Origin of the sequence: Nocardia sp. NPDC049707 (assembly GCF_040674855.1) — a bacterium.
GTDB lineage: Bacteria > Actinomycetota > Actinomycetes > Mycobacteriales > Mycobacteriaceae > Nocardia.
Genome location: NZ_JBFANN010000002.1, coordinates 130,487 through 147,554, shown reverse-complemented (window position 1 = coordinate 147,554; position 17,068 = coordinate 130,487). Strand labels below are relative to the sequence as shown.

The window sequence follows — 17,068 nt, the reverse complement described above, 5'->3', positions numbered from 1 at the left end:
CGAGAACAAGACACCGCATCGAGGAAAACCCTGACATCTTGTGAAGCAGATCACAGCACTCTTTCGGTCCGTGAGCTCGCCGCGCGATCGACGCACCGATGGTTCCGTATAGAGAGCGTCGGCCGGATGAGGCTCCGGTAAGTGATCCACATCACTGGCCAAGGCTGTCAGAAGATCGCGACTGGCGGTGTCTTATGTCCGACCAGTTACACCATCGGGAAGCCGACAGGGATGCCCGCGAACGGCATTGTCTGGCAGCCCGTCGGCGACGAACGGCTCGGTGGATGGACGGCCAGCCCGAGTCGCCCACACCTGAAGGAAGCTCATGAACCTCGCCCTCTGGATCGTTGCCGGGCTGCTTGCCGCCCTCTCCCTGTTCAGTGGCGCCACCAAACTGTTCTTGCCTAAGTCCAAGCTGGACGAATCAACGGATTGGACCGAGAGCGCAAGCGCCGGTTTCGTCAAAACCCTCGGGGGCCTCGAGATCCTGGCCGCGGCGGGCCTGATCCTGCCCGCAGCGCTCGACATTGCACCGGTGATGGTGCCGGTGACCGCCGTCTGCTGGATTCTGTTGATGATCGGCGGGATGATCACCCACGCCCGCTACGGGCACTACAAAAACATCGCGCTGTGTCTCGCCCTCCTCGCTGCGGCCGCCTTCGTGGCCTGGGGCCGCTTCGGCCTCGAGCCGTTCACCGGCTGAAGTGCGGCAGTCCGGCTTTGTGCTGGTTGGCATTGAAGCGCGCCTTCTGCTGACGATCCCCGCACGTGTTTATGTCACACCATGTGCGGGTGCGACTTCCATACCTGTCAGGACGCGACGGCGTGGGCCGCAGGCTTCGCCGTCCACCCGATCGCCGCTGCCAGCGGCCTCGAGGTGGAACCCAACGGCCAGATCACGGTCGACCGTGCCAGGGGTAGCTACCGGACGGAATCCGGCGCTAACGCAGTGATGGCTGGGCCGGGTTGAAATGGCGGATTCACCCCGAACAGGGATCCTATCGCTAAGCGCGACTTTTCACGTCACTGGACCCACGTGCCGTATCGGTGCCGGATTGGAGTGCTCGGAAGATCCGAATAGGTTCCGCACCGCGTCGAAATACTGGTCGGCTCATGAACAAATCCGGATCCAGCCACGACCTCGACGTCGTCACCACGAAATCGTGTGCACATCCCCAACCGCTTGGCGCCGGATTCGTCACTGGTCCGCGACCACCGGCTCCTGGGCTAGGGCGACTTCTCCACCGTCGCGATCGCGAACCCGCCCCAGGCACGCCGAGTCTGCGTGTCTTCGCCGAGGGTCCGCTGATCGGAAAGCGAAAGCCCGCAGGATCGGAGCAGCTCGGCCAACCGTTCACGGGAAGGCGGGGTGCTGTCGACGCCGAACTTGAATACCTCGCCCGCGGCCGTTGTCGTGGCCCTGCCGTAACGCCAGAACAGCGCCCGCGACTGGAAGGCTTCGGTGGTGAAGTAGTCGAACGCGACGATGCTTCCGTGTGCCGTCGAAGCGATCTTCCGCAGGGTGTCCTCGACGGCCGCCCGGTCGAGGTACATGGTCACGCCCTCCCACAGGAACAGTGTTCGCCCACCAGGGTCGAATCCCGCTTCGGTGAGGCAGGCGAGCCAATCGTCCTTCTCGAAGTCTGCCGGCACGAACGTCACCCCGCTGGAGCCTATGCCGGCCTTCTCGAGCGTCTCGCGTTTGACCATCTGTGTTTGTGGAGAATCGATCTCGAACACACGCACCCGCGCGTCGGTCGGAAGTCGGTAGGGGCGCGTGTCGAAACCCGCGCCGAGGATGACAAACTGCGCGACGTCGGGCAGGTACCGGTCGACGGCTGCATCGAAATACCAGGTGCGTGCCGAGGCCTCGTACTGTGGGGGGATATCGCCCTCGAAGGGGTACCTGAAGGCCCTCGGCACATACCCGGTCAGTCGATGCGCCAGCAGCACCGGACCGACCGCGAGGCGCAGTCCCAGGGGCGGGACGCCGGGTAGTGTCCGTGTCATCCGATCCGCGGCCTCATCCTGCCTGATCCCGAAGTTGTGCTCGAAGAACCGGACGATCAGCGGGCCCTGCGCCGTCCTCGATACACCCGAGCGGCCCGTGGCGATAATCGTAACCACCCACATGAGGTAACCGATCAGGATCAGAGGAGACATCACGGTGGAGAGGATGTAGTAAGCGACAGCCGAGATGAGCTTGCGCATGTGACCTCCAGTCGTCTTCGCCGCGCGCAGTAGGAGACCGGCTCCCGGTCGTACACTGCGCGAGAGCGCTCGTTTACCACGGTAAACCGATCAGGCCCGGGTGTCCGGCGCGGAGGGCGGCGACGAGCTGGGTCGGGTCGAGGCAGTCGCGCAGTCTTCGAGCGCGCAGCGGTGACCAGACTCGTTGCGCTACCGGGAAAGTCTCGCGCTTGACTTCGAGCGCACTCTAAGACCTAGCGTTGGTGGCATGGCAGCAATATTGATCACCGGAGCGAACAAGGGTCTCGGCTTCGAGGCCGCCCGCCAACTCGTTGCGGCGGGGCACGCCGTCTATCTCGGCAGCCGGGATGCCGAACGTGGTCGCCGGGCGGCCGCGGAGTTGGGTGCGCGGGCAGTCCAACTCGATATCACCGATGATGCGTCCGTTGCGGCCGCGGTGCAGACCATCGAGACCGACGGCGGTCTGGATGTCCTGGTCAACAACGCCGGTATCCAGGCAGAGATGACCGACCGCAGCGACGTCATCGGCGCAGCGGACATCACCGCCGATGTGATGCGAAAGACCTTCGACACGAATGTCTTCGGCACGGTGCGCGTCTTGCACGCCTTCCTGCCGCTGCTGCAGCGATCCGCAGCGCCGGTTGTGGTGAATGTCAGCAGTGGTCTGGCATCGCTGACCAGGGTCTCGACACCGGGTACCCCGGCGTACGCCTACCCGGGCGTCGCGTATCCGGCATCGAAGACCGTGGTCAATATGCTCACAGTGCAGTACGCGAAGGCGTTCCCGAATGTCCGGATCAATGCGGTGGAGCCCGGCTACACGAAGACCGATCTCAACGGGAATGCCGGAACCCAGACGGTCGAGGAGGGTGCGGAGATCATCGTGCGCATGGCGCAGATCGGCCCCGATGGCCCCACCGGAAGCTACATCGATGCCGACGGCGCGCTGCCCTGGTGATCGACCACGGCCGTGGCGACGATGTACCCCTTGGGATCGCGCCACGTCCGCCCCGGATGGTGGGTGAACCAATCTTCGACATCCTCGCGCAGATCGTTCAGAATCACCTGCCGCCGTGGGTGATTCGGTGTGACGCCGTAGAAGGTGAACAGCGCCTCGGCGAAGCGCACCAGTGGATCCGGGGTGTCGAAGACGAGCGCATTGTCCGATCGCTGGATCCGTACCTTGCCGAAAACCTCGGACATCAGAGCCGGCAGGGTGTCGGAGTCGACGGTGACCGCATCGGCCACGTCGAGGCCGTATGTTGCGGCGTGCGCGGCCACGAGCTCGGTCGTGTGGGGGTGGGTTCCGGGATGATTGACGACCACGGCTACCGTCCCGCCGGGTTTGGTCGTGCGCCGGAATTCCCTGAGTGCGGCGACCGGATTCGGGACGTGATACAGCATATGCCGCGCGGTGAGCACGTCGAAGCTGTTGTCGTCGAAAGGGATCCGGTCCGCGCTGCCGAAAACGCCGCGTACCCGGGGCACGGCATTGGCGGCGGCGACCATTGCGGGGGAGGTGTCCATACCGACCAACGCACCTTGGTGACCGCGGCTGGCCAGGTGGGCGAGGAATCGGGCGTCGCCGCAGCCGATATCGGCTAGATCTTCGGTTCCGGTGAGGTCGAGCGCGGTCAGCACATCCGCGATGGGGTCGTCGGGCCGCTCCGAATAGTGCTCGTGGGTGTCGATCCGCACCTTCAATGGTGTCGGATCGGCGTATTCGGCATGGAGACGGTAGCTGCACATCGCGGTCGTCCTTCGGTCCAGTTGGCCGGTGGTTGACCAGGTCGCCGGTTCGGCGATCGGGTCCGCGGGCTTTCCGGCGGTGAGCGTACCTCTGGAGGCAGCGCCCCGCGTTCTCTTTGGTCGGGCGCGGCTATGAACTGTCCGACCGTCCAGCGGTGACGGTGGGGAGCGGCAGCGTGATCGGTGTGGTCTCGATCGGGGTGTGCACATCCTCGGTGCCCGGGCGTTCATCGTCCAGAATAGGTTCGCCGAGTCCGATTTTCTCCTGGAGACGCTTCATCCATGCCGGTGCCCACCAGCAGTCGTCGCCGATCAGCTGCATGACCGCGGGTACCAGCAGCATGCGCAGCACGGTCGCATCGATGAACAATGCGGCGATCATGCCGTAGGCGATGTACTGCATCATCACCAGATCGGAGAAGGCGAAGGCGCCGGTGACCACCAGCAGGATCAGCGCGGCTGCGGTGATGATGCGGCCGGTATGCGCGGTGCCGGTGTGCACCGCGTCGCTGGTGCTCGCGCCCTTGGCTCTGGCCTCGACCATGCGGGAGAGCAGGAAGACCTCGTAGTCGGTGGACAGGCCGTAGATTATCGCGATGATCAGTACGAGCACATTCGACTGGATCGGCTGCGGGGTGAAGTTCAACAGTCCTGCGGCGTGGCCGTCGACGAAGATCCAGGTCAGGATGCCGAGGGTGGCGCCGAGGCCGAGTGCGCTCATGAGTGCGGCCTTGATCGGCAGCACGAGCGAGCCGAAGGTGAGGAACATCAGGAGTGTGGTCACGAACAAGACCAGGGCGATCATGATCGGGATGCGGTAGAGCAGTGCGTCGATGCTGTCCTTCTGTATGGCCGGAATGCCGCCGACGTACATGGTGACGCCGTCGGGGAGTTCCATTGTGCGCAGGTATTCGATGGTTTCCCCGCCTTCGTCCGGGTTCACCAGTGTTGCCTTGGAGCGGTAGACGTTATCTTGCGTCAAGGATTTGGACGGCATTTCGAAGGGACTGGCCAGTCCGGGTGCGTGTCCGGCCGCGCGCCACGCCTCGCCGACCGGGGTGCTGTCATCGGCGACGAAGACCAGTTCGATGGGATCGGATCGGCGCTGTGGGAAGAAGGTGTCGATCTGTTCCTGTGCGACGCGAGTCGGGTTGTCCGGTGGGAGGTATCGCTCGCTGAAGCCGCCGAAGATGAGGTTCTTGACCGGGATGATCAACAGGAAGAGCACGATGATCAGTGGGATCGCGACGGTGAGTGGCCGCCGCATCACCCAGCGTGTGGTCTTACCCCAGAAACTGTCCTCGATTTGTTCGGTGGTCTTGGTTCTTCGGAACCGCTTGAACCCCAAGATATCCACGCGCGGACCGAGGACGGCCAGGCTGGCGGGCAGGATGGTGATAGCGGTGAAGGCGGCCAGTAGGACGGTCGCGATGGCGCCATAGGCCATGGATTTGAGGAAGCCCTGGGGGAACAGCAGCATGCTGCCGAGGCTCGCGATGATCATCGTCGCGGAGAACACGACGGTGCGTCCGGCGGTGACGACGGTACGGCGCACCGCGGCGCGGGTGTTGTAGCCCGCGGCGAGTTCCTCGCGGAATCGGCTGACGATGAACAGGCCGTAGTCGATGGCCAGGCCCAGGCCGATCATCGAGAGTACCGAGGAGACAAAGGAATTCACCTCGGTGAAGCGGGTGAGGAACATGATGATGCCGGATGCGCCGATCACCGTGAGACCGCCGACGAGCAATGGTAGCGCGGCCGCGACGAGGCCGCCGAAGATGAAGAACAGCAGCACCGCGACGGCGGGTACGGCCAGAACTTCCATGCGGTGCACATCGTCGGCCATGGTGTCGTTGAGTGTGCCCGCGACCGCCTGTAGGCCGCTGACCTGCACGTCGATGCCCGGTATTGCGAAGGAGTCCCTGACCTTGCGGAAGTTGCGTACGGAGTCGGTGTCGTTGTCGCCCGCGATGGCGATTGCGGCCACCGCCCGCTTCTTGTCCTCGGTGGCGGCCTTCGCGCCACTGATCTTCGCGCCGTCGACGCGCCAGTAGGAGGCGTTGACGCCGGTGATCTCGTTCGGATACTTGTGCGGCAGGCTGTTGAGATTGTCGATGATGGGTTGGCTGAATTCCGGATCGTCGACGGTTTTGCCGTCCGGTGCGGTGTAGAGCACGACGACGTCGAAGTCGTGGTTACGTCCGAAGGCGGCGTCGGCGAGGCGTGCGGCTTGTGCGGATTCCGAGGTGGGATCGTCCATTCCGCCGGAGCTGAGGTGGTCCTCGAATCCGAAGCCGTATGCGCCGAGTGCAAGGAGCGCGCCCACCACGATCCCGAGTACGGCGAAGCGCAGCCGGTAGACGAGATCCCCCCATCGCGTGAACATCAGCGGGCTCCTTGCCAGCGGGAAAATGGGTGTGCTGGTTGCTCTGCCGCGCTGATCGCCAAGGGGCTGCATCCTTTCCGGGGTGCACGCTCGATGTGCCTGCCATCAAAGGTACAGGCCGGTTTGAAGTGCTAGTGTTTCAGAAATGATTCCGCCGCGTGTGCGGATGTGACGTGGATTGCATCGACTGCCACAGTGATTGAATCGTGGCAACCAGCAATCGGTGCAGGCCTGCGGGCTATGAACTGCGCCGGGGTGTGATCATGAGATCGGCTGGGCCCAGGATCTTACCGAGAGTTGCTGCCAGCGTGTGCAATTCGTCCGAGCGGTTTTGCGGTCACCGGCCACGGTCGAGTGAGTTTCGTAGTGGCGCGGGTGAGGCTGGTCTCAACGCGGGGTCCCGGCGGTGGTCCGGTGTGGGATTTCTGCCAGGATTTCGAACTATGGTGTCGAATCCGCTGCCCGCGCTAGCTCGCCGGATCGCGCAGAAACGCTGGGTAATGCGCACGGCGCCGGTAGTGCTGCGGCTGGAACGGTTCGTTCGGCGGGTCAGCCGTGGTCGTTACGGGGTGCTCGATCTGGCGGGTTTGCCGTCGATCGAGATCACCGTCCCGGGCCGCAAAACCGGGATCGCGCGCACCACATCGCTGCTGTATGTGCCGCGCGGTGACGACTTCCTGATCGTCGGCTCCAATTGGGGCAGCCCCAAGCATCCGGTGTGGTCGGCCAACCTGCGGGCGGCCGGCACCGCGACCGCCCGGCTCGAGGGTGAACAGTTCGAGGTGACCGTCACCGAGGTCACCGATATGGACCGCAAACGCGCCTGGGATTTGGTGGTCGAGTTCTGGCCGGGCTATGAAATGGAATACGAGCTGTCCGGCGGGCGAACCTTCCGCATTTTCGAGTTGCGCCGCAGCTGAATTCATTCAGCGGCAGGCACGATCGGCCCGCCCGGGTTCGGGACCGGCGCCGGTGGGGTCAATGCGGCGGCGGGCGAATTCGGCTTCGCGGGCGGGGGTGGTGCGGCCGGTGTGAGCAGTGGCGGACCGGCCGGCGCGGGCACGATGACCTGGCCGGGAGTCCTGTCAGTGGTCGGCTCAGGGCAGTCGGGTGCGTTGGATTGGCCGCAGATGGCGGGCACGATCGGTGCGGCGTGGGTGACGGTCGACTGTGTGCTCACGGCGATCGCGAGAACTCCGGCCATCATCAGGACGGCTCGCCGGGATGTGATGGACATCGTCGTCACAACCAGATCGGATCGCCGTACACCGCGACCGAATTGTCGGCGGTATCGGTGGAAATGGTCGCGATCACGTACGAGCGCAGGCTGACCGGGCCCATGCAGGCATCGATTTTGATCTGCACTTGATCGGTGGTGATCGAACCATGCGGTCCGGCAAGGGCTTTGGTGCCGAAGGGGATGGTGGTGATCGTGCCCGGTTTGAAGGTGGTGGATACGCTGGGCATTGCCATGGCCCCGACACCGGCGCTCAGCCCCGGACTCGGCGCGACCATCACATTGACATTCGGCCCGACCGTTGCCGCGAGCCCGAGCGATATGCCATTGGAAACGTCGATTTGGCAACCGATCTGGTAGCCGAGTGTTAGTGTGCCCGAGTTGACCGATTCACTGCCCGCACCGGTGATATCGGCGGCCGCGCGCACGCTGACGAAGCCCTCTCGGGTGAACGCGGTGTCGGCGAGATTGGGAACTCGATGGAGGTCTTCGGTGGACTTCGTCACCGTGAGCTGCCAGCCGTCCTCGGTGGTGACGGTGCGGACCTGATCCGGCAGTGCATCCGCCGAAGCCGATTGTGCTGGAACGAAACTCAGTACCCCCGCGGCCAGTAGGCATAGCGGGGCGGTCGAGCTATTCATATTGTCGATCTCCTCGGTTACGTTGCAGTTCAACGATATCCGACGCCATGGGGGACCTCCGTCGACAGTTCGCCTGTGCAAAACGGTGCGTGGTCGTGTGGCAGCGCGCAGAATCCGGATAGGCGATTCCATGCCTTCAGCGACGATGTGCTCGCCGACCACGACGCGGTGGCGATTGCGTCGCGGGACGGTCGGCCCGTCCGAGGTCGTCGAGGCGGCGTGGGCGCGGGCCGCGCAGGTCGATCCGACTTTGCGCGCCCTTGCGATCTCGGCGGAATCCGCGCTGTCGGCGGGTGATCCGGATGCGCCGCTGTTCGGTGTGCCGACGTATGTCGAGGACAACACCGATGTGCGTGGGCTGCCGACCAATCACGGCACCGCGGCGTTCGTCGCACGGCCCGCCGCCAAGGATGGGCCGTACGCGAAGCAGTTATCGGCATGCAATTCTCCGCCGCCCGCGGCGACGAACGCACCCTCCTCGAAATCGCCTTCGCCCTCGAATCCGAACGCCCTTGGCGGCGCATCCAGGATTGAACTTCGCCTATCCGGGAACCGCGCGCCAATCCTCGCCGAAAGGTCCGGCACGACGTGCGACCAGGTCCAATGCCTCGTCGCGCGCACCCTCGATCGCGCGCTGCCACCGCTCGGGCACCAGGCCGAGCCGAATGGCGAGTGCGTATTCGTCCTCGTCCTTCCAGTGGTAGCTCAGATCCGGTTCGACAATGAGATCCAGGTGCAGGTCACTGGTGTCGACACCATCGGCGGTCCGCGTGAAGGGCAATTGGAAATTGACATACCACCACAGGAATTCGCCGTGCTCATCCCACATCGGGGCAATCGCGAAATAGCGATCCGTATACATGATCGCCAGCCGCGTCGTGCGCTGCCACACCCATGCCCCCATCTCCCACTCCCGGCGCGCATACGCCTCGAGTAACCGCCCCCGCGCCCCCGGATCGTCCTCCCGCATGGACCTGATCCACAACTGCGGCCCCACCCCCTCGGTTCCGGGCGTCAACAACACCCGCAATTCGTCCCCTCGATCCGCCACCACCCGCTGCGGCCACTCAGTGAACGCGCGCCCAAAGATCATGTCCCGCACCATAATCGTTCGACCAGCAGCGAAAGGCGTCACCGTGCCAGCCTAGTTGGTCGAGCCGTCTGGATGCGCCTCACGGCGCCTTGGTGATTCAGTCGGTATCGGTAGCGGCGACTATGGCCGAACTGGTGCTGATATTCGACATGTTCGCATATTCGGCAGCGCCGGCATGATCCGCGCTATAGCCGCATCCACGCCGATCCGCGACTGGGTCTTTCGAGGACTGGTGACGTAGCAATATTCGTCGTGCCGGGTTGCGGAATCGGCACTTGCGATTGCTGCTCTTATCCGTCGTGCAGGCGGCGGGAGTGCCTGGTGTCGACGTTGTCGGTCAGGGTGTTGAGAAGGCTCGGTAGTTCGGTGATGGTCTGGGCGGGCAGGCCGGTCACGGTTTCCTCGGCGAGCGCGCACCATATCCGCTTGACCTGTTCGGTCAGGGCTTTGCCGCGGTCGGTGAGTTCGACGATGCTGGCGCGCTTGTCGGAGGGGGCGGGTGTGCGGCGGATATGGCCGGAGGCTTCGAGTTTACGGGCCATGAGTGTGACGCTGGGTGGCTCACAGCCGAGCGCCTCGCTGAGCTGGGCCTGAATCATCGGGCCGGTTCGATCGAGTTCGAGCAGGAGTGCCTCCTGGCCGGGATGTAGGCCGAGCGGCGCCAATAGCGCCGTGGCCCGTGCCCGGTGGCGCAGGGTCAGCAGGCGGATGGCTTGGTTGAGGGCGTCGGCTTGCTCGAAGTCCACGGGCTCTCCTTGACAGATTTTCATTATGTGCATAACTATTATGCACATAACTAACTCTACATCGAGGGAGCCGGACATGACGGTGAAGGTCGCAGTCATCTACTACAGCGCGACAGGCAGCGTGCACGCGCTCGCACAGGCCGTCGCCGCGGGCGCCACTTCCGCCGGGGCCGAGGTACGGTTGCGGCGGGTCGCCGAGTTGGCACCCGACAGTGCGATCGACCAGAACCCGCAGTGGCGGCGGCACGCCGATGCGGCCGCATCGATCCCCGAGGCCGCCCTCGAGGACCTGGCCTGGGCCGACGCCTTCGCATTCGGCACGCCGACCCGCTTCGGCACGCCGGCCGCCCAGCTCAAGCAGTTCATCGACCAGGCCGGCGGGCTGTGGCGGGAAGGAAAGCTGGCCGACAAGCCGGTGACGGCGTTCACCTCGGCGTTCAACCGGCACGGCGGCAGCGAGGCCACACTCTTGGCTCTGGGTAACGTCTTCTACCACTGGGGGTCGCTCATCGTCCCGCCCGGTTTCACCGACCCTGCCGTATACGCCGCGGGCGGAAACCCTTACGGCACTTCGTTTGTGAGCGGCCCGACCGGCGACGGCCCGGATTCGGAGGCGCTGGGAGCGGCCCGGTACCAGGGCCGCAGGCTAGCGGAAATCGCGATCCGGTTGCTCGGCGAGGGACGTGTCCTCGACGCCGCGGACGGGCGCATCGGCGAAACCTTGGCCGTCATGGCCTCTCGGTCCGCGTGAGCGGTGGATCGGCAAGGAGAACGTTCATGACAGGCATCAACGCTGCGACCCGGCAGGCCACGCCGCGCATCAGCTCCCTGCGATGGATTCTGGTGCTGGCGTGTGCCAGTCAGTTCATGGTCATCCTGGATTCGTCCATCGTCAATGTCGCGCTGCCCGCGATCCAGCGCGACCTCGGCTTCACCGCCACCGGTCTGGCCTGGGTGGTGAACGGCTACCTGCTGACCTTCGCCGGGCTCATGCTGCTGGGCGGCCGCGCCACCGACCTGTTCGGTCAGCGTCGGATGCTGGCCGCCGGGCTGGTGTTGTTCGCCGCGTCGAGTCTGGTCGGGGGTTTGGCCGGGACGCCGGAGGTACTGGTGGTGGCCCGCGTGGTGCAAGGCATGGGTGCTGCGATGCTGGCACCGGCGACTTTGGCGGTGATCAACACCGGCTTCACCGAGGAGCATGCGCGGGCCAGGGCGTTCGGTGCTTGGTCCGCCTCCGGCGGTGTGGGCGGAATGGCGGGTGCGCTCGCGGGTGGGGCGCTCACCACCGGCCTGTCATGGCGGTGGATCTTCTTGATCAATGTCCCGATCGGCGCGGTGCTGATCGCAATGGCGTTGACGGTATTGTCCGGCAAGCGAACCGGTCGCAAGGAATCGCTCGACTTCACCGGCGCGATCACGGGAACGGCGGGGTTGGCCGCGCTGATCTTCGGGGTCATGCAGACCACCGATCACGGCTGGACGTCGGCACTGGTGCTCGGACCGATCGGGGCGGGCCTGCTGCTGCTCGTAGTCTTCACCGTGGTGCAGGCGCGTTTCACCGCGCAGCCGCTGATGCCCTTGCGGCTGTTCGGAATTCGGCGAGTGGCCGTCGGCACCGGGCTGCTGCTGCTGTTCGGCGGGATCGCCATCGCGATGTGGTATTTCACGGCGCTGTTCCTGCAGAACGTGTTGGGTTACAGCGCAGTTCGCGCCGGGCTCGGGCAGACGCCCGCGGCGGTGACGTTTCTGGTCATCGCGCGGGTGGCCTCGGCGCTGCTACCGCGAACCGGGGCGCGCCCGATAGTGCTGGCCGGATGCAGTAGTCTCCTGGTCGGTTTCGGCTGGCTCGCCCAGGCAGACGCCGGTAGCGGCTACCTCACCGGCGTGCTCGGGCCGACGCTGCTCGTCGCGATCGGCATCGGGTTGACCTTCCCCACGCTCATGGCGACGACGACCGCCGATGTCCCCGAGAGCGACACGGGGATCGTTGGTGGTCTGGCCAACACCGCCAGTCAGGTGGGTGGGTCGATCGGCCTAGCGGTACTCGCCGCGGCCGCCGGGGCCAGGGCCACACAGGTAGCCGGTGAGAGTTCCCCGGCCGGCCTCGCCGCCGGTTATGACCTGGTCTTCCTGCTGGCCGCCGGGCTCAGCTCAGCTATCGCCATCGTCAGTGTGTTGTTACCGCGCGACCAACGAAGCTGACCGGGACTGGTGACGTAGCGGTATTGGAATCGTGCAGTATTCGGTCCCGGCTCGGTGCAAGAGGCCACTCTGGTGTCGTAACCAGAGTGGCCTCTTGAACTCGAATGCGCAGCGCCGGCCGGGGCACCGACGCCGACGCGCTGGTCTGATTCGGTGCGTGCACTACGGTGCCTGGAAGCCGCCGATCTTCTGCTCGAGCAGTTCGGCCAGCCGCAGCGGGGTGCGGTCCTCGAACATCGGACCGATGAGCTGCACTCCCACCGGCAGGCCCTCGGGGGACCGCCCGGTCGGTATGGCGGTGGCAGGCAGGCCGGGCATGGTGGCCATACCGGCCCAGACGAGCTGGTCGAAGTACGGGCACTCGACGCCGTCGATGTCGATGTGCCGGTCCTCGAGACCTCCGTTGTGGTCGTGCGGGTAGGCGGGAGTGGGTGTGATGGGGCACACCACGGCATCGAACTCGGCGAAGAGCTGCCGCCAGCCGTGGCGGTGGAGTTCGCGACGGTTGTTCGCCTCGACCCAGTCGCGGTGGCTGAGCACCATGCCGCGCAGCCGCGCTGCATCCAGACTCCGGTCGTCCGCGCTCAGGCCGGCGGCTTGGGTCTGCAGCTGTTCGTACACGTCGACGGAAAGACCTGCGGCGGCGTTCGACAGCATCAGCAGCATATAAAGCGTCGCCGCTTCGGTCGGATCAGGCAGCAGCCGACTGCGCCGTTCGACGCGGGCGCCCTCGTCGACGAGCGCCTCGGCGACCCGGCTCACGCCCGCCCGCACCGCCGATCCGGTCGGAATGAGCGGATGGTCCTCGATGATCAGGACTCGGAAGTCCGACAGCCGCTCGTGGCGCGCGGGCGGCAGTGCGACGTCGTAGGCGACGCCGTGGGTCAGCGGGTCCGGTCCGGCCATCACGTCGAGCAGCAGCGTGAGGTCGCGGGCGGTGCGCGCCATCGGGCCGACGACGGCGAGGTCGAGGTCGATCGGCAAGGCCGGCGTGGGCGGCGCGACCATGCCGCGGGTCGGCGCCAGCCCGAGTGTCGGCTTGTGCGCGTAGACACCGCAGAAATGCGCGGGGGTGCGCAGCGAACCGGCGAGGTCGGAGCCGATGGACAGCGCGCCGAATCCGGATGCCAGGGCCGCCGCCGAACCGCCGGACGACCCACCCGACGTGCGGCCGTGATCCCACGGATTGTTGGTGGTGCCGTAGATCTCGTTGAAGCTCTGGATATCTCGCAGCATCAACGGCACATTGGTCTTACCGAGCAGCACCGCGCCGGCCGCCTTCAACCGCGACACCTGTACCGCGTCCTCAGCCGGCACATAGTTCCTCTGCGGTGGCATGCCCCAGGTCGTGGGCAGCCCGGCGATGTTGTAGGACTCCTTGACCGTCACAGGAATACCGAGCAGCGGCCGATCCTCGCCGCGGGCCCGCGCCTCGTCGGCATCGCGCGCGGCGGCCCGCGCACGATCGAAGTCCGGCACACAGATCGCGTTGATCACCTTGTCGTCGCGCTCGATACGGGCGATCGCTTCGTCGGTCAGTTCCACCGAGGTCACTTCACCGGCACGCAACGCAGCCGCGAGTTCTTCGGCCGACCGAAAATTCCACTCCATGAATTCGACGGTATCGGCCTGCGGCAAGGGGCATAAAATGCCGCTTCGCGCAAACAGGAAAGTCGACTGGTGACCTTCAGTGCAAATTAATGCACTCGTTCTGTCATATCCCAGGTCACAGTGTCGGCAGAGCCGACTCGATTGGCGCAGGCCATGAAATTTCGTTTCGCACAACGGGAAAGATGTCACAATGGCTACCGTGTTCCGCTCCGGCCGCAGACTGTTCGACCGGCCGCTGGTCATGGCGACGTGCGGCGAGATCGGTGCTGGCCCGGAAATTCAGGAGACGTGCCCACGAGGCAGGTGGAGCCCGTGCACGGCCGGAAAATGCAATTCATTCCAAAAAAACTTGTGACGTAGCGGTATTGCATCCGTGCGGTATTCGCCGGTCGGTGGGCTAACGGTGTCCGCTCTGGGTGTTCCGCGCGACGGTGGACTACTCGTCGTCGAACTTCATCGGTTCGGCTGGGCTGGGGTCACGGTTGTTGAGCGCGGCGTGTTCCTCATCGGTCAATGAGTTCTCGTGCCGGAACTCCGTCAGCATCGAACCGAGCTTGATTCGCCCGATCGCGGTCCACCACATGGTGTTGACCGTCTTCGTGCGTTAGGCCGTCCGGATCGGCACTGCTGAGTGAGCGTGAGTGAGTTCATAGAGCACGCGCCACATTCGCAAGTAGGTTCTTGAATATGGAGAACGACGGACCCAGCCGGACAGCGCTCATCACCGCGTACGCCCGCGCCTATCACCAGATCGCTGACCGACCACAGATCTTCACCGACCCCCTGGCGGCACGTCTGCTCGGCGTCACCGCGGAGAAACTGGCCGAATTGGGCACGCCCACAACCGATCACCTCGGTGCCGGGGCCAGCGATCGGCCCCGCCGACTGTTCTTCGCCGCCCGCGCGCGCTTCGCCGAGGACGCCGTGGCCGCGGCCATCACCGCTGGTGTGCGGCAGGTCGTGATCCTCGGCGCAGGCCTGGACACCTTCGCCTATCGCAATCCGCACCCGGACTTGCGTGTCTTCGAGGTCGACCACCCCGCCACCCAAGCGTGGAAACGCGAACGCCTTACTACCGCCGGAATCGACCACCCTGAAACGTTGACCTTCGTGCCGGTCGATTTCGAAACCCAGACGCTGGCAGCAGGATTGGAATCCACCGGATTCAAACGGACCGACCCGGCCGTATTCGTGTGGCTCGGCGTCGTCTTCTATTTGACTCCCAACGCCGCCCACGCCACTCTCGAATACATCGCTGGTCAGGCCCAGCCGGTCGAGGTGGTCTTCGACTACCTGCAGCCCGCGAACAGCGACGAAGACCGTGCGCATCAGCAGGCACGTGCCGATCGGCTGGCCGGCGTCGGCGAACCCGTGTTCAGCTACTTCACCCCCGACGACATCGCCGCACAGCTGCGCGCCCTCGGCTTCACTGACCTCGAAGACCACTCCGCCCCCGACCTCGTCACCCGCTACCTCGACGGATCCGCAAGATTCGAAGGCGAACCGCCCAGCGCACTGCGCGCGATCCGCATACTGCGCGCGAGCCGCTGAGGATTGCCCGCCACGTCGACACGCACCACATCTGTCGCGACGGCTAGCAACTCCGGCATCGGCCTCTGAATTGGACAAACTCAGAGAAATGCGGGAACGCACGTGGGCAACAACCCGTAGGCGTAAACGGTTTTCAGCAAGCCGCATCGCGAAGCGCGGGTAACGCGCCCTTGCGGCCGCGCCGGCGCGTGCTCGACCCGCGCATCAGCGGCATCGAACAACGCCTGGACCTCGTCATAGGCCAAACGCTGGAATCATCCAGGTAGGGCGCGATTTTCGCGCGACACGCTAGGGTGGCAATTGCTATCGACCTGCGTCGCAGCCTTCATTGCGAGAATGTGCAGTATTCCTAGTTCACCGCTCAGAGACCGAGTTTGGTGACGGCGTTGTCTTCCAACGGGTTTGCGGTGCGAATGTAGTTGTGCACGGTGCGCGGATTGGACCAGCGGCCCTGTCGCATGATCTCGCGGTCGCTGGCCCCACCGAGCGCGGCCTGGGTGGCGAATCCGGCGCGCAGTGAGTGTCCGGAGAAAAGGTCGGGGTCGAGTCCGGCACGCGCGGCATAGCGTTTCACGAGCTCGGCGATGGCGCGGCCGGACATGGCCTCGGTGCCGATGCCGCCGTGCCGGGTGATGGTGGGAAACAGTGGGAGGGTGTCGTTTTCGGCGAGTGCGGTGCCCTGGTAGCCGTGGCAGCGGTGGATGTCCGGAGACGGCGAGGATGCCTGGGCCAGCCAGGCGCGCACATCACCGTGCGTGCGATGTACTTCGAGCAACCGGATCCAATCGGCGAAGGCGCAGACCGGGCAGGTGTGTGGACGCTGGCCGCGGGGGAGTGCGACCCGTTGTTCGGCGATACCGGTGGGGTCGGTTTTGGTGGTCGGAAGCTGAACGAGCAGCAGTGGTTCACCGGTGCTGTGGTCGAGATCGGCCCGCACATCGGCGATCCGCAACCCGGCGAGTTCGCTGCGGCGTAATGCCCCCGCGAATCCGACGAGCAATGCCAGCGTGTCGCGGCGGCGCGCGGGCTCGGTCGGCCATCCCGGCTCCGGCAGCCCCGCGAGCAATTGTTCGAGGGTGTGCAGGAGCACGGGGCGTTTGCGTTTCGGTTGTGTGCGACGGGTCCGGCGGATACCGCGCAAGGTCAGGCGCACGACATCGGAACGGGTGGGTGACGGTAGTCCGTTGGCGGCGTGCACGGCCGCGATGGCCGCCGACTTGCGTTCGAGCGTGGCTGCACTGAACGCCCACCGCTGCGAACCATCGTCGTTGTGGCGCAACGCATCCGCGGCTGCGGCCAGGTAAACCGCGATATCGAGCGGATCCGCGGGCAGCGCCTGCCGCCCCTCCGCCGCGCACCATCCGGCCCATGCGATCCAATCGGTTCGATACGCCCGCAACGTATTCGCCGACTGGGACGCCTCCAGATACCGCCGCAACGACCCGGCCTGCTCGTCATCGAACCGCTCCCGCACCAACCGCAGCGCCACGGCATCGACAAGCACACTGCGCACGCCACGCCGCAACTCCGTGCGCACCGACTCCGGCACCGCGACCACCGCATCGCCCACCCGCTCGCTCCCATCCACCCGGCCCACGACGATCAAGACTATGCGCTCTCCGGAATTCCCGGGTGGTCGCA

At 65.3% G+C, this 17,068-nt stretch carries 16 protein-coding genes and 1 pseudogene; 7 read left to right on the top strand and 10 right to left on the bottom strand.

Going from position 1 to position 17,068, the window contains the following annotated elements; translation table 11 throughout:
- Positions 1-325: 325 nt before the first annotated feature.
- Entirely contained in the window at positions 326-703 is a 378-nt protein-coding gene (locus tag AB0J29_RS03165; RefSeq protein WP_364778332.1) for a DoxX family protein, read from the top strand.
- A 524-nt stretch (positions 704-1,227) separates the two neighbouring features.
- Here AB0J29_RS03165 and AB0J29_RS03160 read toward each other — a convergent pair.
- Entirely contained in the window at positions 1,228-2,211 is a 984-nt protein-coding gene (locus AB0J29_RS03160; protein WP_364778329.1) for an SAM-dependent methyltransferase, read from the bottom strand.
- Between the two features lie 247 nt (positions 2,212-2,458).
- On the opposite strand from AB0J29_RS03160, the gene AB0J29_RS03155 reads away from it, so the two are divergent.
- The gene (locus AB0J29_RS03155; RefSeq protein ID WP_364778326.1) at positions 2,459-3,169 is read left to right on the top strand and encodes an SDR family oxidoreductase; all 711 of its coding nucleotides are present in this window, start codon (positions 2,459-2,461) and stop codon (positions 3,167-3,169) included.
- Here AB0J29_RS03155 and AB0J29_RS03150 read toward each other — a convergent pair.
- Together AB0J29_RS03150 and AB0J29_RS03145 are read right to left on the bottom strand one after the other, a co-directional pair.
- Positions 3,136-3,960 carry a class I SAM-dependent methyltransferase gene (locus tag AB0J29_RS03150; protein WP_364778323.1) on the bottom strand — a complete coding sequence of 275 codons (825 nt, stop codon included), beginning with the start codon at positions 3,958-3,960 and terminating at the stop codon, positions 3,136-3,138. The genes AB0J29_RS03155 and AB0J29_RS03150 overlap by 34 nt on opposite strands.
- Positions 3,961-4,090: 130 nt before the next feature.
- Positions 4,091-6,346 carry an MMPL family transporter gene (locus tag AB0J29_RS03145; protein ID WP_364778319.1) on the bottom strand — a complete coding sequence of 752 codons (2,256 nt, stop codon included), beginning with the start codon at positions 6,344-6,346 and terminating at the stop codon, positions 4,091-4,093.
- Between the two features lie 443 nt (positions 6,347-6,789).
- On the opposite strand from AB0J29_RS03145, the gene AB0J29_RS03140 reads away from it, so the two are divergent.
- On the top strand, positions 6,790-7,266 hold the full coding sequence (locus AB0J29_RS03140) for a nitroreductase family deazaflavin-dependent oxidoreductase (protein ID WP_364778316.1): 477 nt from the start codon (positions 6,790-6,792) through the stop codon (positions 7,264-7,266).
- A gap of 2 nt (positions 7,267-7,268) precedes the next feature.
- Here the strand turns inward: AB0J29_RS03140 and AB0J29_RS03135 are convergent, their stop codons facing one another.
- Both AB0J29_RS03135 and AB0J29_RS03130 read right to left on the bottom strand, forming a co-directional pair.
- Positions 7,269-7,583 (bottom strand): hypothetical protein, encoded by a 315-nt coding sequence (locus AB0J29_RS03135; protein ID WP_364778313.1) that lies wholly within the window; start codon positions 7,581-7,583, stop codon positions 7,269-7,271.
- Positions 7,584-7,588: 5 nt separating this feature from the next.
- Complete coding sequence (locus AB0J29_RS03130; protein WP_364778310.1) at positions 7,589-8,224, bottom strand: MspA family porin; 636 nt, start codon at positions 8,222-8,224, stop codon at positions 7,589-7,591.
- 130 nt (positions 8,225-8,354) lie between these two features.
- Between AB0J29_RS03130 and AB0J29_RS03125 the strand changes: the two are divergent.
- Positions 8,355-8,645: pseudogene (locus AB0J29_RS03125) on the top strand (amidase family protein); the annotation flags it as partial.
- Between the two features lie 120 nt (positions 8,646-8,765).
- Here the strand turns inward: AB0J29_RS03125 and AB0J29_RS03120 are convergent.
- Complete coding sequence (locus AB0J29_RS03120; protein ID WP_364778307.1) at positions 8,766-9,317, bottom strand: DUF402 domain-containing protein; 552 nt, start codon at positions 9,315-9,317, stop codon at positions 8,766-8,768.
- A gap of 290 nt (positions 9,318-9,607) precedes the next feature.
- Positions 9,608-10,063, bottom strand: coding sequence for a MarR family transcriptional regulator (locus tag AB0J29_RS03115; protein WP_364778304.1), 456 nt, complete (start codon positions 10,061-10,063; stop codon positions 9,608-9,610).
- Between the two features lie 76 nt (positions 10,064-10,139).
- Between AB0J29_RS03115 and wrbA the strand changes: the two genes are divergently transcribed.
- Entirely contained in the window at positions 10,140-10,814 is a 675-nt protein-coding gene (wrbA, locus tag AB0J29_RS03110) for an NAD(P)H:quinone oxidoreductase (RefSeq protein WP_364778301.1), read from the top strand.
- A 26-nt stretch (positions 10,815-10,840) separates the two neighbouring features.
- The gene (locus AB0J29_RS03105; RefSeq protein ID WP_364778298.1) at positions 10,841-12,265 is read left to right on the top strand and encodes an MFS transporter; all 1,425 of its coding nucleotides are present in this window, start codon (positions 10,841-10,843) and stop codon (positions 12,263-12,265) included.
- A 162-nt stretch (positions 12,266-12,427) separates the two neighbouring features.
- Here AB0J29_RS03105 and AB0J29_RS03100 read toward each other — a convergent pair whose 3' ends face one another.
- Positions 12,428-14,065, bottom strand: a complete 1,638-nt coding sequence (locus AB0J29_RS03100; protein WP_364778295.1) for an amidase — start codon at positions 14,063-14,065, stop codon at positions 12,428-12,430.
- 247 nt (positions 14,066-14,312) lie between these two features.
- Positions 14,313-14,459: a hypothetical protein gene (locus AB0J29_RS03095; protein ID WP_364778292.1), complete on the bottom strand. Its 147-nt coding sequence runs from the start codon at positions 14,457-14,459 to the stop codon at positions 14,313-14,315.
- 104 nt (positions 14,460-14,563) lie between these two features.
- On the opposite strand from AB0J29_RS03095, the gene AB0J29_RS03090 reads away from it, so the two are divergent.
- A complete protein-coding gene (locus AB0J29_RS03090) occupies positions 14,564-15,427 on the top strand; it encodes a class I SAM-dependent methyltransferase (protein WP_364778289.1) in 864 nt (287 codons plus the stop codon).
- Positions 15,428-15,788: 361 nt separating this feature from the next.
- On the opposite strand, the gene AB0J29_RS03085 is transcribed toward AB0J29_RS03090, so the two are convergent.
- Positions 15,789-17,024 (bottom strand): site-specific integrase, encoded by a 1,236-nt coding sequence (locus tag AB0J29_RS03085; RefSeq protein WP_364778286.1) that lies wholly within the window; start codon positions 17,022-17,024, stop codon positions 15,789-15,791.
- Between the last annotated feature and the right edge of the window lie 44 nt (positions 17,025-17,068).